Raw genomic sequence first — 20,761 nt, 5'->3', positions numbered from 1 at the left:
GCCCGAGCCGCCCCCCCCCGGCGGTGGCTCAGGCCGGCTGACCGCTGCTGTGCAGCGCCGAGTACGCACCGCCGCGCCGCAGCAACTCCTCGTGCGAGCCGATCTCCCGCACGCCACCGTCCTCCATGACGACGATCCGGTCGGCGCCCCGGACCGTCGACAGCCGGTGCGCGACGACGAACGTCGTACGCCCGTGCATCAGCCGTCCCAGCGCCTCCTGCACCAGCGCCTCCGACCGGGTGTCCAGCGCCGAGGTCGCCTCGTCGAGGATCAGCACGCGCGGGTCGCGGATCAGCGCCCTCGCGATCGCGAGCCGCTGCCGCTGCCCCCCGGACAGCCGGGCGCCGTGCTCGCCGACCAGGGTGTCCACGCCGTGCGGCAGCCGGTCGACGAACTCCAGCGCGTTGGCGTCCCGCAACGCGTCCCGCACCGCCGCGTCGTCGGCGTCGTCCATGCCGTACGCCACGTTCTCCCGGACCGTCCCGTCGAACAGGATCGACTCCTGCGGCACCACCGACACGAACCGCCGATACGTCCGCAGGTCCAGGGTGTTCATGTCGACCCCGTCGAGCAGCAGCCGCCCCGAGGTCGGCCGGATGAACCCGATCACGAGATTCAGCACGGTCGACTTCCCGGCCCCCGAGGCACCGACCAGCGCGATCGTCTCACCGGGCGACGCGGTGAGCCCGAAGTCCCGTACGGCTGACCGCCCGCCCTCGTCGTACGCGAACCCGACCCCCTCGAAGGTCACCTCGCCCCGCAGCCCGGTCACGGCGACCTTCCCCGCGTTGTCCTCCAGCTCGGGCGCCTCCAGCACCTCGCCGACCGACCGCACCGACTCCAGCCCCTTGGTGATGACCGGCGCGAGCCCCGCGAGCGTGGTCGTCGAGTTGGTGAGGGTGGTCAGGAACGCGCTCAGCATCACCACATCACCCGGGGTGACACCCCAGACGCCGTAGTACGAGACCAGCGCCGCGCCCGTCAGGAACAGCACGCCGACCGCGTTCAGGAACACCCAGGCCAGCGACGCGAACCGCCCGTTGAGCAGATCGAGCCGCAGCCCGGAGGTGAGCACCTGGCGCAGGGTGCGGTCCATCCGGCCCAGCGCCTTGCCCTCCAGGCCGTGCGCCCGCGTGACGGAGATCAGCCGGGTCATCTCGCTCACCCGGGACGACAGTTGCTCGACCTCGTGGCGGAAACTCTCGTTCTGCGCGCGCAGCCGCGTCCGCAGCCGGACGATCAGCAGTGCCGCGACCGGCACCACCAGCAGGAACACGGGGAGGAACTCGGGCGTACGGATGCCGATGACGACCAGCCCGCCCATGAGCACCGTGAGCGCGCCGAGCCCCGAGTCGGAACTCTGCTGCATCATCTGCTCGACGGTCTCCACATCCCGTACGACCTTGGCCTGGAGCACGCCCGCGCTGACCCGGGAGTGGTAGCCGATCGACAGCTGCTGCATCCGCGTGCACAGCGCGGACCGCAGATCGGTCCCCATCCGGCGCACGCTGCCGTACAGCAGCCGCACGTACAGCAGATGCAGCGGTGGATTGATGACCAGGATCAGCATGATGACCCCGGCGCTGAGCCAGAGCCCGCCGAGCGGGCGGTGCTCGACGACGGTGTCGACGATGTTCGCGGTGATCAGCGGAAGCAGCCAGATCGGGCTGTGCTTGACGGTGAAGACGACCAGGGCGACGCCGAGTCGCCACCGGTCGGCGCGGAAGAGGTAGGCGAGGGTGCGTATCGGGTGCTCGCCCCGGTAGCGGTGGTCGAGTGGCTGCTCGGACGAGGCCATGGACGGGGGTCCTCCTTGAGAACCGGACAGAGCGCGATCGGGCGGTGGGGAGCTGGTGAGCAGGCTTGGGGCAAGCGCTTTCTGCCCGCTGCGTGGCGACCTACACCAACCCGGGAGGATCTCCTTCACTCGGCCAGGATCTCCCTGATCACATGCCGGGAGTTCGCCGCGAGCACCGGATTCGTGTCCCGGTAGTACGGCAGCTGGATCAGCGAGACCGACAGCGCCCAGCCGCGCCCGCGAGCCCACTCGGCGTCGTCCGCGCCGACCGCCTCGCGGAAGGTGTCACGGACACCGGCGGGCAGCAGATTCCAGGCCACGATCAGATCGACGGCCGGATCGCCCACCCCCGTGCACCCGAAGTCGATCACGGCACTGAGCCGCCCCTCGCTGACCAGGACGTTCCCCGGTGACAGGTCGGCGTGCGCCCAGAGCGGCGGTCCCGGGTGCTCGGGCACGCGCACGGCCCGCTCCCACAGGCCCGTCACCGCCTCCGTGTCCACCTCGTCCGTCAGCTGGGCGAGAGCCGCGCGCGTGGACGCGTCCCGTGCCGAGAGGGGCTTCGCCCGGTAGTGGGCAGGACCGTCCCCGGCGTCGACGCGACGCAGGGCGCGGACGAAGTCGGCGAGTTCCTTGGCGAGCGTCTCGGGGGAGTCCAGGGCGTCGACGTCCGGATTGCGCCCGTCCAGCCACCCGTACACGGACCAGGCCCAGGGAAACCCCTCCCCGGCGCGACCCCGCCCGAGCGGCTCCGGTACGGCGATCGGCAGCCGCAGCCCCAGCAGGGACAGCCAGCGCTGCTCGTGCTCGATGGCGTCCACCGCGCCGGGATGCCTCGGCAGCCGGACCACCAGCTCACCGCCGAGCCGGAACATGGCGTTCTCGGTACCGGCCGACTCCAGCCGCTCCAGGGGCAGTTCGGCCCACTCGGGAAACTGCCGGGCGATCAGGCGCTGGACCAGCGGGGCGTCGATGTCCACCTCGTCGGCATGCATCTTCAGGGCACACATGCCGACCATCCCAGCGGCCGACGGGCCCGCAGTCCACCGAATTTGGCGGTACGGCGGCCCGCCGGGCGTCGGCGCGGGGTCGTCCGGTGCGAACACCCCGCGCCGGGCGCTCAGTTCACGGCGTCATGCCGTTGGTGCACGCGGCACCGGGCTCGGGCGTCTGCTCGCCCTGGACGTACTTGTCGAGGAACTTGGTGACCCTCGGGTCGGACGCCTTGTCCACCTTGAGCTGGTGCTCCCAGGCACTCAGCACGATCGGCGACGACTGGTCCTCGTACGGGCTCATGAAGGTGTACGACGTGTTGGTCACGCGCTCGGACAGCGTCTCGACGTCCGCCTTGGCCGCCTTGTCGTTGTACGTGATCCAGACGGCGCCGTGTTCGAGGGCGTGCACCGCGTTCTCGTTGGGCACGGCCTTCGTGTAGACCTGCCGGTCGCAGTTGACCCACACCTGGTTGTGGTCGCCGCCGACGGGCGGGCTCATCTTGTAGGTGACGGCCGTGTCGACGTGGTTCTGGGTGAGCTTGGACCAGCTCTTCACGCCCGAGATCGGCGCGGCCTTCGCCTCCTCCTTCTCCTGGGCGGAGTCGATGAGGAACCAGCCGCCGCCGGCCACGCCGACGAGTATGACGGCGGTGGCGCCGAGCGTGAGCAGCCGCATCCGGCGCTCACGGGCCTGCTCGGCCTTGCGCAGCTCTTCCATGTGGGCGCGGCGGGCAGCGGTCTTCGCCTTGGCATTGGATGTACCCATGGGATGTCCTTCTCCGGTGATGGTCGTGGTCGTGGCCGAATGGATCGGGCACGGTCTAGACCCGGAGCAGCTGCAGTTCGTGGAGATCGGGGGGACGCGCGCCGCGAGGGGTCTGCGACGGGCTCAGCGGGAGATGGGCGGGGGTGTCGCTCAGCTGGTCCCGGGTGGCTGCGCGGTCCGCGCCGGTGAAGGGGGCGTGGTTGAGGACGCCGTGGTGTCCCGGGCTGTGGCAGCCGTGGTGGGGGCTCTCCTGGCAGGGGTCTCGGTCGGTCACGTGCGCGGCGTGGGCGGACGTCGACGTCGACCCTCCGGTGTCCGGCGCGGACAGGGAGCCGGCGCAGGAGAAGGTGAACGCTGCCAGGACGAGGATCAGGACGCCCAGCAGCTGTCGGACACCGCCGCCGTGGGCATGCCGCTGCGTGGGGCGGTGCACCTGGGCAGCGGGCATTGGGACACCTGGGGTAGGGGAGGAGGCGAGCGCCGATGAAATTATCAGACTGCGGGTGTGTTTTTGACTGCGGGGCGGTGGGGGCTGGTCGCGCCCCGCGGCGGAGCCGCAAATCGATACAGCCCCGCGCCCCTTTGGGGCGCGTCCTCCTTGCCCTCTGTAACAGCCTCAGGCTCTCGACGCGCATCCTGGGCCAAGCCTGGCTAGCGTGAGAAATCGGACCCACCCGACTCGAACGACTAGACCGGAGAGGCCGGAACCATGGCCGTGCAAGCTGAGGGAACCCCCTGTTGGGCCGACGCGATGTTCAGTGATGTCGAGGGAGCCAAGAGCTTCTACGGCGAGGTGCTGGGCTGGACGTTCGGTGAGTCGTCGTCGGAGTACGGCAACTACACGCAGGCGTACGCCGACGGCAAGGCGGTCGCCGCCGTCGTGCCGCCCATGCCCGGGCAGGAAGGGCAGTCGGCGTGGTGTCTGTATCTCGCCTCGCCGGACGCCGCCGCCACCGCCGCCAGGATCCGGGAGAACGGCGGCGAACTGCTGATGGAGCCCATGCAGGTGGGCGAGTTCGGCACCATGTGCCTGGCCCGCGACCCCGGCGGTGTCGTCTTCGGGGTCTGGCAGGGCGGTACCCACGAAGGCTTCGAAGCGGGACCGGAACAGGCCGGCGCCTACTGCTGGGCCGAGGTCTTCACGCGCGAGGTCGAGAAGTCGGACACCTTCTTCCCCGCCGTCTTCGGCTACTCGGCGAAGCAGTTGCAGGACGACGCCATGGACTTCCGGATGTACGACCTGGGCGAGAACACCGTCCTCGGCCGGATGAGGATGACGGACGACTTCCCGCCCGAGATGCCGCCGTACATCAACGTCTACTTCAGCGTCGGCAACTGCGACGACGCCGTCGCCACGGCCACCAAGCTCGGCGGTGTGCTGCGCTTCGGGCCGATGGACAGCCCCTTCGGCCGGTTCGCCGCGCTGAGCGATCCGCAGGGCGCCAATTTCTCCGTCATCGACGTCACGACGACGGCCGGCGAGATGCCCACCTCGACGGATGTCGACTGAGGGAAGCGCTGAACGGCACCGAGCGGCAGCGAACGGGGGCGGCCGGAGGCCCGGTTCACGCATGGCATGATCGAGCGCATGCGTGAACGAGTGGTGGCCGCCTGCGACGGGGCCTCGAAGGGAAATCCGGGACCTGCGGGCTGGGCCTGGGTGGTTGCCGACGGCTCGGAGAGCCCCACTCGCTGGGAGGCCGGGCCGCTCGGCAGAGCCACCAACAACGTCGCCGAACTCACCGCGCTGGAACGCCTGTTGACGGCCGTCGCGCCGGACGTCCCGCTGGAGATCCGGATGGACTCCCAGTACGCGATGAAGGCCGTCACCACCTGGCTCCCCGGCTGGAAGCGCAAGGGCTGGAAGACCGCCGCGGGCAAGCCCGTCGCCAACCAGGAACTCGTCGTCCGGATCGACGAACTCCTCGACGGCCGCTCGGTCGAGTTCCGCTACGTCCCCGCCCACCAGGTCGACGGCGACAAGCTCAACGACTTCGCCGACCGGGCCGCCAGCCAGGCCGCGATCGTGCAGCAGTCGGCGGGCAGCGACCTGGGCTCCCCGGAACCCCCGGCGTCCCCCGACACCCCGCGCGCGACCCCCAAGAAGGCGTCCCGCCCGCGCAGCGCCACCGGCTCCTCCAGCAACCGCACCCTGAAGGCCAAGTTCCCCGGCCGCTGCGTCTGCGGACGCGCCTACGCGGCAGGCGAGACGATCGCCAAGAACGCGCAGGGCTGGGGCCACCCGGAGTGCGCTACGGCTGGCGCCTGAGCCTCGGCTGGATCGGCGGTTCGTTCTCTGCGGGCCGGTGGGGGCTGGTCGCGCAGTTCCCCGCGCCCCTAAGGGGCGTGGGCCCGTCTGCATCCCCACACCCTGCTACTCTCCGACGCGAACTGACCACCTTCTGTAATCGCTAGGGGTGTGCGTGAAGGTCGCCTGTGTCGGAGGCGGGCCCGCCGGCCTGTATCTCTCGATCCTGATGAAGCTGCAGGACCCGTCCCACGACATCACCGTGTACGAGCGCGACCCGGCGGGCTCGACCTACGGCTGGGGCGTCACCTACTGGCAGGGACTGCTCGACAAGCTGCACGAGCACGACGCCGAGTCCGCGCGGGCCGTCGCCGACGCCTCGGTGTCCTGGAACCACGGAGTCGCCCGCGTGGGCGACAGCGCGACCAGGCACCCGGGCGACGAGGGCTTCGGCATCGGCCGCCACAAGCTCCTCGACATCCTCGCCGACCGGGCCCGACAGCTGGGCGTCCGGCTGGAGTTCGAGCACGGCATCACCGACGCCGCCGAACTGGCGGACGCCGACCTCGTCGTGGCCGCCGACGGCGTCAACAGCGCGCTGCGCGAACAGCACTTCGAACACTTCGGCGCCGGACTGCGCGCCGGCCGCAACCGGTACATCTGGCTCGGCACCACCAAGGTCTTCGACGCCTTCACCTTCGCCTTCAAGGAGACGGAGCACGGCTGGATCTGGTGCTACGGCTACGGCTACAGCCAGGAACACAGCACCTGCGTCGTCGAATGCTCCCCCGAGACCTGGACCGGCCTCGGCCTCGACAAGGCCAACGAGGCCGACGGGCTAGCCCAGTTGGAGAAGCTCTTCGCCGACGTACTGGACGGCCACCCCCTGATCGGCCGTGCCGCCGCCGACGGCGCCGCCCAGTGGCTCAACTTCCGCACCCTCACCAACCGCACCTGGCACCACGGCAACCTCGTCCTCCTCGGCGACGCCGCCCACACCACGCACTACTCCATCGGCGCCGGCACCACCCTCGCCCTGGAGGACGCCATCGCCCTCGCCGCCGCCCTGCGCGAGCATCCCGAACTCCCCGCCGCACTCGCCTCGTACGAGACCCGGCGCAAGTCGGAACTCCTCTCCATCCAGAGCGCGGCCCGCTACAGCGCCCAGTGGTACGAGAACCTGCCGCGCTACATCAAGCTGCCCCCGGACCGGATGTTCGCCCTGCTCGGCCAGCGCCACTCGCCGCTGCTGCCCTATGTGCCGCCCCAGCTGTACTACGGCATCGACCGGGCGGCGGGGCGACTCGAAGCGCTGCGCCGGTTCAAGCGCTGGCTCGGGCCGAAGCTGGCCCGCAGCGCGCAGTCCCGGGCGCTGGCCTCCCGCGAGTAGGCCGGGCGCCCGGCCCACCCTTGGGTGAATGGCAATTCACCGGCTATGGTGAATTGCCATTCACCCTTTCTTTTCCGTCTGGAGCGCCGATGGACGAGCCCGCGCCGACAGCCGAGCCCTCCGTCCGGAGGGCCCTGCGGGACCGGCTCACGGTCCCGGTGCTGGCGTTCGGCGGGATGCTCTACGCGGTCATGCAGACCGTCGTCATCCCGCTGCTGCCCGACCTGCCCCGGCTGACCGGTTCCTCGCCCGGCGCGGTCTCCTGGATGGTCACCGCGACCCTGCTGTCCGGCGCCGTCCTCACCCCGGTACTGGGACGGGCCGGTGACATGTACGGCAAGCGGCGGGTGCTCATCGCTGGCCTCGGGCTGATGGTCGTCGGCTCGGTGATGTGCGCCCTGTCGTCGCACATCGGGGTGCTCATCACAGCCCGTGCGCTGCAGGGCGCCGCCTCCGCCGTCGTACCGCTCTCGATCAGCATCCTGCGCGACGAACTGCCGCCGGAGCGCACGGGGAGCGCGGTCGCGCTGATGAGCGCCACCGTCGGGATCGGCGCCGCGCTCGGGCTGCCGCTCGCCGCGCTGATCGTGCAGTACGCGGACTGGCACGTCATGTTCTGGGTGACCGCCGGGCTGGGCGCCACGGGCGTGACCGCCGTGTGGTGGGCGGTGCGCGAGTCGCCCGTCCGGGAGCCCGGGCGCTTCGACGTCGTGGGCGCGCTCGGCCTGGCCGTCGGGCTGGTGTGCCTGCTCCTCGGGATCGTCGAGGGCGGCGAGTGGGGCTGGGGCAGTGCGCGCGTCCTGGGGCTGTTCCTCGGCTCGGTCGGGGTGTTCGGGCTGTGGTGGTGGCAGCAACTGCGAACCCCGGAGCCCCTGGTGGACCTGCGGCTGGTGGCCCGGCCACGGGTCGGCCTGTCCCATGTCGCCGCCCTGCTGACCGGGTTCTCCTTCTACTCCAACTCCCTGGTGACGGCCCAGCTCGTACAGGCCCCGGCGGCCACCGGCTACGGGCTCGGCCTGTCCATCGTCGAGACGGGCCTCGTACTGCTGCCCGGCGGCATCGTCATGCTGGTGTTCTCGCCGGTCTCGGCCCGCGTCTCGGCGGCGTACGGGCCGCGCGTCACCCTGGTCGTCGGCACGGCGGTCATCGCGCTCGGCTATGTCGTGCGCATCGCGGACAGCCGCGACCTCTGGATGATCATCGTGGGCGCGTCGGTCGTCGGCCTGGGCACCACCTTCGCCTACTCGGCCCTGCCCACGCTGATCCTGCGGGCCGTACCGCCCGGCCAGACCGCCTCCGCCAACGGCGTCAACGTCCTGATGCGCACGGTCGGCCAGGCCATGTGCAGTGCCGCCGTCGTCGCCGTGCTCGTACGCCACACCAGCCCGGTCGCCGGTGTCCCCGTGCCCACCCTGCACGGCTATCTGCTGGCGTTCGGCATGGCGGGCGTCGTCGCCCTGCTGGCCTGCACGGCCGCCCTGACCATCCCCGGCGAACCGGCCACCGGCGGCACCCGACGCGCTCGTGGCCGTACCAAGGGCGTCCGCAACGGCGCGCTGGAGGGAGCATGAGTGCCGTGACCACTCCACCGACGACCGACCACCACCGGACCGAACCGGCCCCGCGCCGGGACGCCGGGCAGACGAAGGCCGCCATCCTGCGCGCCGCCCGCTACCTCCTCGCCCGCCACGCCCAGGCCGACATCACGCTCAGGACGGTGGCCGAACGGGCCGGTGTCAGCCCGCCGCTGATCCTCAAGTACTTCGGCAACAAGGACGCCCTCTTCGCCCGCGTGATGTCCTTCGAGGAGGACGCCGACGCCCTGCTGGACGCGCCGGTCGACGGCCTCGGCCGGCACATGGTCCGCCATCTCCTCACCGGCCAGACCGAGCGCGGCGCCGACCCCGTCCTGCGGATCGTGTTCGCCCCCTTCCAGGGCGACCAGGGCGACATCATGCGCGCCAACTTCCGCACCCAGGTCAGCGACCGCCTCACCGCCCGCCTCACCGGCCCCGACCCGGGCCTGCGCGCCGAACTGGCCGTCGGCACCCTGCTCGGCCTGGGCGTCATGTACGGCATCGCCCGGGGAACGCACCTCCGCGAGGCGACGATCGACGACATCGTGGACCGGTACGCCCCCACCGTGCAGGCCCTGCTCACCCCCTGAGGGTGCTCAGCGCAACAGCCGGTCCAGGAACGCGTTCCCGAACACGCGGTGCGGGTCGAGCCGGTCCAGCGTCCCGACGGCCTCCCGCCATACGCCGTCCCCGTAGGAGGCCGGTACGGCGGTCCCGACGACGTCCTCGTCGCTCCACCCGGCGGTGTCCGTGTACCCCCACCCCTTCGACCACTCGACCCTGGTCAGCGCGTGCCCGCCGTCGTACGTGCCGAGCAGGAACTGTTCGAGTTCACGGAAGAAGGCCTCCGCGTACGGCGTCCCGGGCAGCGTCAGTACATCGAGCCAGATGGCGGTGTCCCACTCGGGGCGCCCCTCGACGGGCCGCAGCGCGGACAGCAGCGGGGCCCGCGCGCCGGCCGAGTCGGTGTCGCCCGGGTGGTCGAGGCCGGTGGCGCGGATCTCGACGGTCCCGTTGACCGGGAAGCGGCCCTGGGCGGCGTACGCGGCGAGGCGTTCCCGGTAGAACGCGGTGAACTCGGCGATCACACGCTGCACCTGGTCCCGGCTGGTCAGCACCGCGTACCCGTTCGCGGTGACGCGGAGGGTCGTCGGCTTCACATACAGCAGCGTGTTCTTCGACGGCCCCCAGATGTCCGCCGACAGCGTCGCCACCAGCCCGAGCGCGGCCACGTCCAGCTGCGCGTTGCCGAGCACCGGCGCCAGATACCAGGCCCCGTCGGACAGGATCCGCCCGACGAGGTCCGCCACCAGGGTCGGGACGTTGTCGGAGAACGGGTAGTTGTACGGCGACGACACGCGCCGCGAGGTCAGCGGCTTGCCCGGCGCGACGCTCCACACCTTCAGCCAGGGGAACTCGGTGAAGGCGAACCAGATCGTCTCCACCCGCCCGGCCCGGTCGAGGAAGCTCGCGAAGGTACGCCCACCGGAACCGCCGCCGGGCGCCGCGAACAGCTCCGCCGCCGGAATGTCCGTACGGCTCACGCAGCGCAGGTTCGCGTTCGCCCCCACCCGCAGCACGACCTCGACGACCAGCGAACGGCCCAGGTGGGTGAGGAGCGCCGCGCAGTCCGCCTCGTCGCGGTGGAACGTCCGCAGGACGTAGGCGCCCGCGCCCTCGTCCCACACGACCGCCGTCAGCGACAGGACGAGGTTGCTGAGCGAGCCGTACGTGTGTCCGGGCGGCCGGGTCTCCCCGGTGGCCGGTACGGCGGTCCCGTGGGCGTCGACCGCGAGCGCGCCACCGAGGGTGAGGTCGCCGGGGGCGGGGGCTGCCGTGACCCCCAGTCCGTGCCCCTCCAGGTAGGTGAGCAGCGCCTCCAGGGTGACCCCGGTGCCGGCGCGCACGGCGGCGGGGCCGGTGGACTCCAGGGCGAGGCCGGTCAGGTGGGGAGCGGTGTCGATCAGGAGTACGGGCGAGTCGGACTCCGTACCGGCGGTGATCGTCAGCGGCGACCAGCCGTGCGCGGAGCCCCGGGCGCGGACCGTCCAGCCGTGGAGCCAGGCCCAGTTGACGACGGCGACCACCTGGCCGGGGTCGGCCGGAGCGCACGCCCAGAGTCCGTCGGCGGTGATCTCGCCGACCCAGTTGCGGTAGCCGGAGCGGTAGGGGGTGACGTCCGCCGGGAAGTCGGGCAGCTCGGCGGCGGCGACCGCCGGATCGGCCGGGATCGCCACCAGGGCGAGGGCGGCGGCGCCGCGCAGGAAGCCCCGGCGTGCCAGGTGATCAGTCATCCGGTCACGCTAAAGGGTGAGGAGAGCGATTTAGTTGCCGCATTCATCGATTCACTCGTGTGGGTGACATCTGCCCCTGTCTGCGGACAGGTCGGACGGATGACAGACTGACGCCATGGACGAGCGTGCAATCGGTAGGTCGGGTCAGTCGGCGTCGGTCGTCGGCCTCGGAACGTGGCAGTTGGGCGCCGACTGGGGCGACGTCGAGGACAAGGACGCCCTCGCGGTGCTGGACGCGGCGGTCGAGTCGGGAGTGACCTTCTTCGACACCGCCGACGTGTACGGCGACGGGCGCAGCGAACAGACCATCGCGACCTTCCTGCGCGGCAGGCCCGAGCTGGATCTGCTGGTCGCGACGAAGATGGGGCGCCGGGTCGACCAGCTGCCCGAGAACTACGTCCTCGACAACTTCCGCGCCTGGAACGACCGTTCGCGGCGCAACCTGGGCGTCGACCGGATCGACCTGGTCCAGCTGCACTGCCCGCCGACCCCCGTCTACTCCTCCGACGAGGTCTTCGACGCCCTCGACACCCTGGTCGACGAGGGGCGCATCGCGCGCTACGGCGTCAGCGTCGAGACCTGCGCGGAGGCGCTCACCGCGATCGCCCGCCCGGGCGTGACCAGCGTGCAGATCATCCTCAACGCGTTCCGCATGAAGCCCCTCGCCGAGGTGCTCCCGGCCGCCGAGAAGGCGGGCGTCGGCATCATCGCCCGCGTCCCGCTCGCCTCGGGCCTGCTCTCGGGCAAGTACACCAAGGACACGGTGTTCCCCGAGAACGACCACCGCACCTACAACCGCCACGGCGAGTCCTTCGACCAGGGCGAGACCTTCTCCGGCGTCGACTACGCGACCGGCGTCGAGGCGGCGGCCGAGTTCTCCGCGCTGGTTCCGGAGGGATACACCCCGGCCCAGCTGGCCCTGCGCTGGATCCTCCAGCAGCCCGGTGTCACCACGGTGATCCCGGGTGCCCGCTCGGCCGAGCAGGCCCGCGCCAACGCGGCGACCGCCGCCCTGCCGCCGCTGTCCCAGGAGGCGCTCACCGCGATCCAGGACCTCTACGACCGCCGGATCAAGGCCCAGGTGGAGACCCGCTGGTAGGCGGAATCCCGTACGAGAACGTCTCACGGCTCCAGGAGCAGCTGCCGTTGCTGTTCCTGGTCGCCGGAGACGCTGCCCCGGTCGTGCGCGGTGAACGCACCGGTGAGGGTGGCGTCCGCGCAGCGGACGGCCTCGGGCGTGCCCTGCACGGTGACCAGCACGGGCGCCGACAGCCGCTCCCGCTCCGGATGCCCGGGCGGGTGTGTCTCCGTACCGACCGTGAACGCGGCCGAGTGCACCGTGGAGTGCCCGTCGTCGTCCCCGGGGGACTCGTCGGCCGGTCCGAAGGCCGACTCCAGGGCCCGTACGACCGTCTGCGCGTCGGCGGCGCTGCCGCCGCTGAACGTGAGGGTGAGCTGCGTACCGGACATGGCCGGACCTCCTCCACTGTGGCCACCGTGGTGCACCCCGGGTAACCCTCCCGGCGATCAGCCAAACCGCCCGGCCGCGATGTGATCGGATCGGGCAGATCGGGGAACCTGGTTCCGGACCGATGTGTCAGGACGCGGAACTCGGGAGGAACCATGGCGGACACCGACGGTGAGGCCGGCACGCGCGGCCGGGGACGGGAGGAGACCGAGGAGGAGCGCGCCGACCGCAGGTGGGGCGAGCTGATCCAGGAGGTCCGGGTCGCCCAGACGGGCGTGCAGATCCTCTTCGGCTTCCTGCTGACCGTCGTGTTCACCCCGAGGTACGAGCAGTTGGGCGACACCGAACACACCATCTACATCGTCACCGTCGTCCTGGGCGCCGCCGCCACCGGTGCCCTGATCGGCCCGGTCGCCCTGCACCGGATCGTCTCCGGCCGCCGGGTGAAACCCCAGGCCGTGCGGTGGGCCTCACGACTGACCGCCGTCGGCCTGGTGCTGCTGTTCGCCACGATGACGTCGGCGCTGCTGCTGGTCCTGAGGGTGGCCACCCATGACGGGTACGTGCCCTGGCTGGTCTCCGGGATCGCCGCCTGGTACGTGGCCTGCTGGTTCGTCCTGCCGATGTGGGCCCGCCACCGCTACACGGAGGAGTGAGCGCCGGTCCGGGCCAGCTGCCGGTCGTGGAACCGGCTCAGCACCAGCAGCGACACGGTCGCCCCGATCAGCGCGCAGAACATGTCCCACTGGGTGTCCCACACATCGCCCTGCGTGGCCAGGAAGTCGTCGGCCGCCGCGCCGCCGATCACCGCCGCCGCCCACTCGAACATCTCGAACACCGCGCTGAAGGCCAGACAGGCGCACACGGTCAGCGGCGCCAGCCAGCGGCTGCCCCGCAGCGGCGACGTACGGCTCAGCAGCTCCCGTACGAGAATCGCCGGGACGAAGCCCTGCATGAGGTGGCCGAGCCGGTCGTACGGATTGCGGTCGAGGGCGAAGGTGTCGCGCGCCCAGTCGCCGAGCGGGACCTGCGCGTAGGTGTAGTGGCCGCCGACCATGAGGACGAGCGCGTGCAGGGCCAGGAGGCAGCACAGGAGGTTCGTGAGCGGGAAACGGCGCCAGGTCAGGACGATCAACGGCAGCCCGACCAGGATCCAGACCGTCTCCAGGAACCACGTCATCAGATCGTGCGGCTGCCACGCCGACACCGCCAGACCGGCGGCCACCAGCCCGGCGAGCAGCACCGGGAGGTGCCGTCGCGGGGTGTCGGCGGCCGTCGGGAGGGTGCGGGGAAAAGTGTCAACTGCGGGCATCGGGACGCTCCTTGTCGTGGAGCATCATCGTGGGGGAGCGTCCCGGCCCCGGACATGAGTACACGTACTCAACCGGGGGTGCCCGCCGTCCCTACGAGGCGGGGGTACGTGCTCCGCGCAGCGCCGTGATGCAGGACGCGATGGCCTCCTGGAGCTCCTCCAGCTGCTGGACCATGTCGTCCTCGGCGAACTCCTGGACGTCGTCGAAGGTCAGCTCCTCGAACGCCTTCGTCGCCTTCGACAGGCTGCTGTAGAACTTGGTCCGCCGCTCCTGGACGCGCAGTTCGGGGTCGGCCTCGACGGCCTCGACGACCAGGTTCTTGAGGGTGTCGTAGGCCTCGCTGGCCCACTCGCCGGTGTCCTCGTCCTCGTCCAGCTCGTCGAGGAGGGAGAGGTGCCGCTCGGCCTCCTGGCGCAGGTCGACCGGCGCGTCGATGGTCTGTCCGGCGGGCGTCTTCACCTGGCCCGACTCGGCGATCTGGCGGACGTAGCCGACCCGGTCGGCCGACCGGGACTCGGAGGCGACGGCCTTCTTCAGGTCGTCGGTGCGGACGATGTCGCGCGCCAGCTCGGCCTGGAGGTCCGGGTCCTCCTTGATCCGGTCGAGCAGCGCGTGCCGGGCGGCGCGGGCCGTCGAGGGGTCGGCCATGATCGCGGCGCGCAGCGCGGTCGGGTTCTCCGCGACCTCCAGCGCCTTCGTCGGCCGGATGCCCTCGGCCTCGGCGGCCTCCGTGATGGCGGTGCCGCGCTCGGAACCGGCGCTGGAGCGGGAGCTGTAGTACGTCAGCCACAGGTCGGCGCCCGGGAGTTCGACCTCCGCGCCCGGGGCCAGCGCCTCGAAGTGCGGGACCACGCCGTCGTCGGCCGCCTTGTCCCAGGCCTTGTAGTAGCGCATGACGCGCTCGGGCGAGCAGTCGGCGAGCGCGGCGAACTGCTTGGCGGAGACCTTCGGCGTCTCCCCGGCGGACTCACCGCCGGGCCGTACGCTGCGTGCGACCTTCAGCCCGAAGGCCCAGCCGCCGGTCCGCGCGTACGCCCCGAACTCCTGTGCGTCCAGCGCCACGAGCGGCGACACGTCGGCGGGCTCCCCGGACTCGGCGGGCTCCTCGGTCTCGGCGGCCGGCTCGGACCACTCGCCCCCGGCGAACTCCTCGGACAGGGGCGGCAGGGCGGACGCCTCCGGTGCCTCGGCGGGCTCGGGGATCGCCGATGTCTCGGGGGTAACCGAGGTCTCCGATGTCTCGGACGTCTCGGACGGGTCGATCGCTACGGTCACGGGTGACTCTCCCGGGCAGGTCTTGACGGACTGCGAAGGTACAGACAGGCAGCCTATATGCGCTCATTGGCGAGGCTTTGGCAGACCGGGCCAGACCCGGACCCCGGCCCTTGCCCCAACCCGTCACTGATCCCGTACACCCGGTGGTCGACACGTGTCCCCGGCCGTGGCCGAACCCGGTTCACTCTCTGAAGGTCCGCAGGAAGGTGTCCAGCGCCTGCCGGTTGGCGGTGTCGTTCCAGTCGGCCGCGGGCGTCGTCCAGCGCAGCGAGTAGCCGGTGTTCGCGCCGGTGAGGAAACCCCGGCCGAAGGTACGGATGCGGATGCCCTCGAAGTCGGACGTCCACTCCATGTCGGCCGCGCTCCGGCCGCGGTAGGTCGTCGCCCGGATCTCGCCGATCCGCTGGAAGCCGATGCCCGCCTGCTCCAGCCCCGGCTGGACGTCGTCGCGCCACACCGCCACCGGGTTCGAGCGGAGCGCCTCGCTGTAGGTGACGGTCAGGGTGCGCGGGTCGTCGTCGGCGCCGAACACGATCCGGTAGGCGATGTTGCCGGGGGAGACGTCCTCGCTCAGCCGCTTCCAGCCCTTGGGCAGCGCGACGGAGAACCCCTCCGGGGCCTGGTACACGCTGAACCCGGCGGGCAGCGCGTTGGCGTCCGTCGACGGCGCCGAGGCGGTGGGCGAGGGGGTCGGCTCGGTGGGCGACGGGGACGGCTCGACCGGCGCGGAGGCGCTCGGCTCGACGGGCTGCTCGGGGAGCGCGGTGTTCCCGCCGGCCGAGGACGCCGACGGGTTCGGGGCGACGACCGACGGGGTGGTGTCCGTGCCGGACGCGGAGGCGTCGAGCCCGGGCAGGCTGTCCGTCGTGGCGAGGACGGCGACGGTCACCGTGACGGCGGCCAGGGCCGTACCCGCGAGGGCGAGTTTGCCGGGGCCGCGTCTGTTCCAGGACCGGCCGGAGCGCCGGGCGGCGACCGCCGCACAGGCGCTGCGCAGCCGCGTGGACGGGATCGGCTCGTCCGAGGTGTCGGGGTCCTCCCTGATGATCCGGTTCAGGGCGTCCCGCACCACCGGCGCGGTCAGCCGTTCCCGGGCGTTCTTGCGCAGCAGCCCCGTGATGACCTGGGTGTGCGGTCCGGCCCGCACCGGGCTGCGCAGCGGCAGCCGGTCGACCGCCTTGAGCGTGGCGTCGGGCCGCCCCCGGTCCCGGAACGGCGGCCGTCCCTCGGCCATCGCGTACAGCAGCGCGCCGAGCGCCCACAGATCGGTCGACGGCTCGGGGCGTGCCCCGTGGGCCTGCTCCGGCGAGGCGTACGACGGTGCGCCGACCCGGGACGCCGACGTGGCACCGGCAAGCCCGAAGCCGGTCACCACGACCGGCCCCTGATCGCGCACGAACACCTGGCCGGGGCTGAGTTCGGCGTGCACGATGCCCTCGCGGTGCGCCGCGTCCAGCACGTCCAGCACTTCGAGCGCGATCCGCGCCGCCCGGACGTAGTTGAACGTGCCCTGCCGTTCGAGGAGTTCACTGAGCGGCGTGCCGTCGATCCACTCGGCGACCGTCCACAGCGTGCCGAACTCCTCGATCACGTCGATCACGACGCCCACCCGTCCGGGCAGCACCAGTCCGAGGATCTCGGACGCGCGCATCACCCGGGCGATGGTCCGGCGTGCGGTCTGCTCCCGGGGATCGGGCGGGAGCTGTATCTGGGTGAGCACGACCGGGCGCTCGGACGCCGTGTCCTCGCCGTACCAGGAGACCCGGTTCGTTTCGCGATGGACGACATCGAGGAGTCGGTACCTGCCGGCCACCAACTCGTGTGTGGAGACGTGCGCCTTGACCATGGCCATCCCTCGCTGAACCCCTGGCTCTCACCTTTCCCAGTGGTACGACGGGTACGACGGGGTCTGTTCAAATATTCCGCAACTCCCGGGCCCGATTCTCCTTTTATTCATCTGCGCCGAGTGGGTGTGCGAAGAATTGGGTGAATTCACTGGACCTGGGACGACGGCCTGTACACGTTCCGGACACCTGACGTCAGTGCTGCTGGGGCCGCTGCGGCGTCGCCTCGCTCGGCCGTACGACGACGAATCCGTCCCCCTGGAGCATCAGCTGGGCCGCCTCGCCGGAGCCGCCGCGGATCATCGAGCCGAAGGACTGCGAACGGTGCAGCGAGGTCTGGAGACTCGCCGTCCAGCCGACCACCGCGTCCGTGTCGACGTACACCGGGTACTGCGGCGACACCGGGATCACCAGCGGACTGCCCTCGCACACCAGCCCGAGCTTGCCCTGCCCGGTGAAGACACTGTTGAACAGGCCGCCGCCGCTGATCCCGGCCCCCTTCACGGTCTTGATCTCGTACGTCAGCGACGCGTCGAAGCAGAGGACGTTGCGGCCGTTCACGGTGAAGACGTCGCCCGGGTCGATCTCGACGATGAAGCAGCTCTGCGCCTCGTGCGCGAACCACGCCTCGCCCTGCCCGCGCACCGCCATCAGGGGCAGCCCCTCACCCGTGACCGCACGCTTCAGCATGCCGCCGACGCCCTGCCCCTTGCGCTCGAACTGGAGATTGCCCCGGAAGGCGATCATCGCGCCCTGCCGGGCGAACATCTCGCCGTTCACCGCGTACTTGAGGGACTTGGCGTTCTCGACGGTCATTCCGGGCGCTGTGGCCGGCTGGACCATGTACTGACTGGAAAAGAGGTCACCCTTCATGGGGCCATCGTGTCCCGGAGGGCGCCGTTCCGCCAGGAGAACGCGGCCGGAACCGCTCCCTTGCGCGGCGGACGCCCCGGTGTCGGCCCGCCGGTGACGCTACGTTGGAGGCCAGGGCCAACCACGGTTCCCCACAAGGAGGTTGTCCGGTGACGCAGGACTCGTCCGCCCCCGGCACACAGACGGCGGAGAAGATCGACACCTCGGTGCCGCACTCGGCCCGGATCTGGAACTACTGGCTCGGCGGCAAGGACAACTACCCGGTCGACCACCAGGCCGGCGACGCCTTCCACGAGATCTTCCCCGGCATCACCGACCTCGCCCGCGACTCCCGCGCCTTCCTCGGCCGCGCCGTGCGCCATCTCGCCGGCGAGGCCGGCATCCGGCAGTTCCTGGACATCGGCACCGGTCTGCCCACGGCGGACAACACACACGAGATCGCCCAGCGCGTGGCCCCCGACGCCCGCATCGTCTACGTCGACAACGACCCCCTCGTCCTGACCCATGCCGCCGCGCTGCTCACCAGCGCGCCCGAGGGCGTGACCGACTACATCGACGCCGATCTGCACGACCCGGCCGCCGTACTCCGCGAGGCGGCCAGGACCCTGGACCTCAGCCGGCCGGTCGCGCTCACCCTGATGCAGGTCAGCGGGCACATCGCCGACTACGACGAGGCACGGGCGATCGTCCGCGCGCTGATGGGCGCCCTGCCGCCGGGCAGTTGGTTCGCCTTCAACGACAGCGTGGACACCAACAAGGGCAACGCCGAGGCCACCCGGCTCTACAACGAGAGCGGCGCCGCCCCCTACTACCTGCGCAGCCCCCAGGAACTCGCCGGTTTCTTCGACGGCCTGGAACTGCTGGCCCCCGGTGTCGTCCCCATCACCGACTGGCGCCCCGACCCCGACACGGCACCCGGGGTGGGTGACGTGATCGCACTGGGCGGCGTCGCACGCAAGCTGTAGGGGCTTCAGGGGCTTCAGGGGCTTCAGGGGCTTCAGGCGCCGAAGAGCTGCGTCCAGTACGTGCCTGCCTTGCCGCCGCCCGCGAAGCCGATGCCGATGTGGGTGAAGTCCCGCTTGAGGATGTTGGCCCGGTGTCCGGGACTGTTCATCCACCCCTCCACGACCTCGGCGGCGGAGCGCTGCCCGCACGCGATGTTCTCGCCGATCGTGCGCCGCGTGGACCCCGCCGCGGCGGCCCGGTCCCACGGCTGGCTGCCGTCGGGCCCGGTGTGGGAGTAGAACTCCCGGACCACCATGTCCGTACTGTGCGCCTGCGCGGCCCGGGTGAGCAGCGCGTCGGTGGCCAGCGGCGGCAGCCCCGCCCGGACCCGCTCCCGGTTGGTAAGTTCGGTGACCTCGACGGCCGTGCGCTCCAGGTCCCCGGGCAGCAGGGGCCGGGCCCAGAGCGCCGTCCAGTAGGTGTCACCCGTACGGGACCCGGTGACGTACGCCAGGCCGACCTGGGTGAACGCCGGGTCGTGCAGGGTCCGGCGGGCCTGTTCCGTGCGCAGGCAGTACTCGACGAACTCCTCGGGCGTACGCGGACCGGAGACCAGGTGCTCGCCCACGGTCAGATACGTGTATCCGGCGGCCGTGACCCGCTGGTGCACGGAGGTGCCGTCCCGGCTCTCGGTGCCGAGGCGACCGGCCGCCGCCATGTCGGCGACGTGCGCCTGAGCGGCGGCGGCGAGCCGCGCGTCGGGGGAGACGGGCGGGGAACCGGCGGCGGCCCGGGCGGAGTTGACGAGGGCGAGGAAGCTGTCGGTGGGGGAGAACGACCCGGGTGTCCCGGCGGGGGCAGAGGCCCTGGCGGCCGGAAACACCGACCCCGGCCCGGCTCCTGACCCCGGCCCCGCCCCCGACCCTGAGGTCGGCCTTGCCCCTGCCCCTGACGTCGGCATTGACCCCGACCCCGCCCGCAGCTCCGAGCCCGACCCCGACCCGGAGCCCGACCTATGCCCCGACCCCGGCCTCGACCCCAGTCCTGAGCTTGACCCCGACCCCAGTCCCGGCCCAGCCAGCGGCTCCGACCGCGGCCCCGGCCCCGAGCCCGACCTCGACCCCGAATTTGCCCCCGGCCCCGGCCCCGGCCCCGACCCCGGCCTTGGCCCCGCCCCCGCCCCCGGCCGCGCACGGGCGCCAGGCGCGGTGGCCTGCGACGGGGTGCCCGTGGAACGGGACCGGCGTGCAGCCGCCGCCTCGGACAGGCGGGAGGCGGCTCCCGACAGCCGGGACGCCGCGTCGGACCAGCGGGACGGTGTACGCGGGGGCGCACCCGCCGTCGTTCCCGGTGACCCGGTACCGGTCGAGCCCGTCGGTCCCGGTGACCCGGTGCCGGTCGAGGCCGACGGTCCGTCGTCCGCGACATCCACCCCGAAGTCCCGGGCGAGGCCCGCCAGCCCGTCCGCGTACCCCTGCCCCAGCGCGCGCAGCTTCCAGCCCGCGCCCCGTCGGTACAGCTCCGCCAGCAGCAGGACCGTCTCCCGCTGCGGGCGTGCCGGTGTGAACCGGGCCAGTTGGCGGCCACCGGGGCCGGTGACCTGGAGGGTCGGCGCGGGCAGCCCGCCCAGTGCCGTGCCGGGGTCGGCCGCGCTGACCACCACCGTGACGCGGGTCGCGCCGGGGCGCAGGCTCGCCGGGTCGACGGTCAGGGTGTCGCCGTGCAACCGGGCTCCCGGGGCTGTCGGCTGGTTGTAGAACACGAAGTCCGCGTCACCGCCGACCCTGCCGCCGTCGTCCGTCACCAGGGCGCTCACATCGAAGGGGCCCGGCACCCGGAGCGTGAGGGTGCCGCCCGGCAGGGGCGTGTTGCCCCCGGGGACCAACTCGCTCATCGCGCCTGCCCTGGGGTCGTCGTTCGTGCCCCATGGGGGCGTTGCCCCTATAACGCCCGGCCAGGGCGCCGCAGTTCCCCG

Annotated in this window: 18 protein-coding genes and 2 pseudogenes; 8 read left to right on the top strand and 12 right to left on the bottom strand. The window is 71.7% G+C overall.

The window, feature by feature from the left end:
* Positions 1-28 precede the first annotated feature (28 nt).
* The 4 genes from CW359_RS25235 to CW359_RS25220 form a co-directional block, all read right to left on the bottom strand.
* On the bottom strand, positions 29-1,798 hold the full coding sequence (locus CW359_RS25235; protein WP_105972402.1) for an ABC transporter ATP-binding protein: 1,770 nt from the start codon (positions 1,796-1,798) through the stop codon (positions 29-31).
* Between the two features lie 125 nt (positions 1,799-1,923).
* Positions 1,924-2,808 (bottom strand): aminoglycoside phosphotransferase family protein, encoded by an 885-nt coding sequence (locus CW359_RS25230; protein ID WP_105972481.1) that lies wholly within the window; start codon positions 2,806-2,808, stop codon positions 1,924-1,926.
* Between the two features lie 115 nt (positions 2,809-2,923).
* Complete coding sequence (locus CW359_RS25225; protein WP_105972401.1) at positions 2,924-3,559, bottom strand: DUF3105 domain-containing protein; 636 nt, start codon at positions 3,557-3,559, stop codon at positions 2,924-2,926.
* A gap of 55 nt (positions 3,560-3,614) precedes the next feature.
* Positions 3,615-4,007: a DUF6153 family protein gene (locus tag CW359_RS25220; protein WP_105972400.1), complete on the bottom strand. Its 393-nt coding sequence runs from the start codon at positions 4,005-4,007 to the stop codon at positions 3,615-3,617.
* Between the two features lie 261 nt (positions 4,008-4,268).
* On the opposite strand from CW359_RS25220, the gene CW359_RS25215 reads away from it, so the two are divergent.
* From CW359_RS25215 to CW359_RS25195, 5 genes are all read left to right on the top strand, one after another.
* Entirely contained in the window at positions 4,269-5,069 is an 801-nt protein-coding gene (locus CW359_RS25215; protein WP_105972399.1) for a VOC family protein, read from the top strand.
* 66 nt (positions 5,070-5,135) lie between these two features.
* On the top strand, positions 5,136-5,828 hold the full coding sequence (locus CW359_RS25210) for a ribonuclease H family protein (RefSeq protein ID WP_105972398.1): 693 nt from the start codon (positions 5,136-5,138) through the stop codon (positions 5,826-5,828).
* Positions 5,829-5,976: 148 nt separating this feature from the next.
* Positions 5,977-7,197, top strand: a complete 1,221-nt coding sequence (locus CW359_RS25205; RefSeq protein WP_105972397.1) for an FAD-dependent monooxygenase — start codon at positions 5,977-5,979, stop codon at positions 7,195-7,197.
* An 89-nt stretch (positions 7,198-7,286) separates the two neighbouring features.
* Entirely contained in the window at positions 7,287-8,768 is a 1,482-nt protein-coding gene (locus tag CW359_RS25200) for an MFS transporter (RefSeq protein WP_105972396.1), read from the top strand.
* Positions 8,765-9,364 carry a TetR/AcrR family transcriptional regulator gene (locus CW359_RS25195; RefSeq protein ID WP_105972395.1) on the top strand — a complete coding sequence of 200 codons (600 nt, stop codon included), beginning with the start codon at positions 8,765-8,767 and terminating at the stop codon, positions 9,362-9,364. The genes CW359_RS25200 and CW359_RS25195 overlap by 4 nt, the downstream gene beginning before the upstream one ends.
* Positions 9,365-9,370: 6 nt before the next feature.
* On the opposite strand, the gene CW359_RS25190 is transcribed toward CW359_RS25195, so the two are convergent.
* Positions 9,371-11,068: a cholesterol oxidase substrate-binding domain-containing protein gene (locus CW359_RS25190; RefSeq protein WP_105972394.1), complete on the bottom strand. Its 1,698-nt coding sequence runs from the start codon at positions 11,066-11,068 to the stop codon at positions 9,371-9,373.
* 115 nt (positions 11,069-11,183) lie between these two features.
* On the opposite strand from CW359_RS25190, the gene CW359_RS25185 reads away from it, so the two are divergent.
* The gene (locus CW359_RS25185) at positions 11,184-12,167 is read left to right on the top strand and encodes an aldo/keto reductase (RefSeq protein WP_105972393.1); all 984 of its coding nucleotides are present in this window, start codon (positions 11,184-11,186) and stop codon (positions 12,165-12,167) included.
* A 23-nt stretch (positions 12,168-12,190) separates the two neighbouring features.
* Here CW359_RS25185 and CW359_RS25180 read toward each other — a convergent pair whose 3' ends face one another.
* The gene (locus CW359_RS25180; RefSeq protein ID WP_105972392.1) at positions 12,191-12,538 is read right to left on the bottom strand and encodes a hypothetical protein; all 348 of its coding nucleotides are present in this window, start codon (positions 12,536-12,538) and stop codon (positions 12,191-12,193) included.
* Positions 12,539-12,691: 153 nt separating this feature from the next.
* On the opposite strand from CW359_RS25180, the gene CW359_RS25175 reads away from it, so the two are divergent.
* Positions 12,692-13,192: a DUF6328 family protein gene (locus CW359_RS25175; protein WP_105972391.1), complete on the top strand. Its 501-nt coding sequence runs from the start codon at positions 12,692-12,694 to the stop codon at positions 13,190-13,192.
* Here CW359_RS25175 and CW359_RS25170 read toward each other — a convergent pair.
* The 4 genes from CW359_RS25170 to CW359_RS25155 form a co-directional block, all read right to left on the bottom strand.
* Positions 13,177-13,848, bottom strand: a complete 672-nt coding sequence (locus tag CW359_RS25170; RefSeq protein WP_198655377.1) for a DUF2238 domain-containing protein — start codon at positions 13,846-13,848, stop codon at positions 13,177-13,179. The genes CW359_RS25175 and CW359_RS25170 overlap by 16 nt on opposite strands.
* Positions 13,849-13,939: 91 nt before the next feature.
* Positions 13,940-15,124: a hypothetical protein gene (locus CW359_RS25165; RefSeq protein WP_408647514.1), complete on the bottom strand. Its 1,185-nt coding sequence runs from the start codon at positions 15,122-15,124 to the stop codon at positions 13,940-13,942.
* 181 nt (positions 15,125-15,305) lie between these two features.
* The gene (locus CW359_RS25160; protein ID WP_105972478.1) at positions 15,306-16,970 is read right to left on the bottom strand and encodes a serine/threonine-protein kinase; all 1,665 of its coding nucleotides are present in this window, start codon (positions 16,968-16,970) and stop codon (positions 15,306-15,308) included.
* A gap of 193 nt (positions 16,971-17,163) precedes the next feature.
* Positions 17,164-17,841 (bottom strand): AIM24 family protein, encoded by a 678-nt coding sequence (locus tag CW359_RS25155; RefSeq protein ID WP_105972390.1) that lies wholly within the window; start codon positions 17,839-17,841, stop codon positions 17,164-17,166.
* A gap of 149 nt (positions 17,842-17,990) precedes the next feature.
* On the opposite strand from CW359_RS25155, the gene CW359_RS25150 reads away from it, so the two are divergent.
* Positions 17,991-18,806: an SAM-dependent methyltransferase gene (locus CW359_RS25150; protein WP_105972389.1), complete on the top strand. Its 816-nt coding sequence runs from the start codon at positions 17,991-17,993 to the stop codon at positions 18,804-18,806.
* A 32-nt stretch (positions 18,807-18,838) separates the two neighbouring features.
* On the opposite strand, the pseudogene CW359_RS47620 reads toward CW359_RS25150, so the two are convergent.
* Both CW359_RS47620 and CW359_RS47615 read right to left on the bottom strand, forming a co-directional pair.
* Positions 18,839-19,612: pseudogene (locus CW359_RS47620) on the bottom strand (CAP domain-containing protein); the annotation flags it as partial.
* A gap of 492 nt (positions 19,613-20,104) precedes the next feature.
* A pseudogene (locus CW359_RS47615) lies at positions 20,105-20,680 on the bottom strand (TerD family protein); the annotation flags it as partial.
* Positions 20,681-20,761: the final 81 nt, after the last annotated feature.

The organism is Streptomyces geranii (assembly GCF_002954775.1).
Classification (GTDB): Bacteria; Actinomycetota; Actinomycetes; order Streptomycetales; family Streptomycetaceae; genus Streptomyces; species Streptomyces geranii.
Note: the sequence above shows the minus strand (reverse complement) of the source record. Positions and strands in the feature narration are given on the sequence as shown.

What these genes read in the sequence shown, in the direction of transcription:
- CW359_RS25235 (WP_105972402.1), bottom strand. Translation starts at nt 1,798, where the DNA reads ATGGCCTCGTCCGAGCAGCCACTCGACCACCGCTACCGGGGCGAGCAC.
- CW359_RS25230 (WP_105972481.1), bottom strand. Translation starts at nt 2,808, where the DNA reads ATGTGTGCCCTGAAGATGCATGCCGACGAGGTGGACATCGACGCCCCG.
- CW359_RS25225 (WP_105972401.1), bottom strand. Translation starts at nt 3,559, where the DNA reads ATGGGTACATCCAATGCCAAGGCGAAGACCGCTGCCCGCCGCGCCCAC.
- CW359_RS25220 (WP_105972400.1), bottom strand. Translation starts at nt 4,007, where the DNA reads ATGCCCGCTGCCCAGGTGCACCGCCCCACGCAGCGGCATGCCCACGGC.
- CW359_RS25215 (WP_105972399.1), top strand. Translation starts at nt 4,269, where the DNA reads ATGGCCGTGCAAGCTGAGGGAACCCCCTGTTGGGCCGACGCGATGTTC.
- CW359_RS25210 (WP_105972398.1), top strand. Translation starts at nt 5,136, where the DNA reads ATGATCGAGCGCATGCGTGAACGAGTGGTGGCCGCCTGCGACGGGGCC.
- CW359_RS25200 (WP_105972396.1), top strand. Translation starts at nt 7,287, where the DNA reads ATGGACGAGCCCGCGCCGACAGCCGAGCCCTCCGTCCGGAGGGCCCTG.
- CW359_RS25195 (WP_105972395.1), top strand. Translation starts at nt 8,765, where the DNA reads ATGAGTGCCGTGACCACTCCACCGACGACCGACCACCACCGGACCGAA.
- CW359_RS25190 (WP_105972394.1), bottom strand. Translation starts at nt 11,068, where the DNA reads ATGACTGATCACCTGGCACGCCGGGGCTTCCTGCGCGGCGCCGCCGCC.
- CW359_RS25185 (WP_105972393.1), top strand. Translation starts at nt 11,184, where the DNA reads ATGGACGAGCGTGCAATCGGTAGGTCGGGTCAGTCGGCGTCGGTCGTC.
- CW359_RS25180 (WP_105972392.1), bottom strand. Translation starts at nt 12,538, where the DNA reads ATGTCCGGTACGCAGCTCACCCTCACGTTCAGCGGCGGCAGCGCCGCC.
- CW359_RS25175 (WP_105972391.1), top strand. Translation starts at nt 12,692, where the DNA reads ATGGCGGACACCGACGGTGAGGCCGGCACGCGCGGCCGGGGACGGGAG.
- CW359_RS25170 (WP_198655377.1), bottom strand. Translation starts at nt 13,848, where the DNA reads ATGCCCGCAGTTGACACTTTTCCCCGCACCCTCCCGACGGCCGCCGAC.
- CW359_RS25160 (WP_105972478.1), bottom strand. Translation starts at nt 16,970, where the DNA reads ATGGTCAAGGCGCACGTCTCCACACACGAGTTGGTGGCCGGCAGGTAC.
- CW359_RS25155 (WP_105972390.1), bottom strand. Translation starts at nt 17,841, where the DNA reads ATGAAGGGTGACCTCTTTTCCAGTCAGTACATGGTCCAGCCGGCCACA.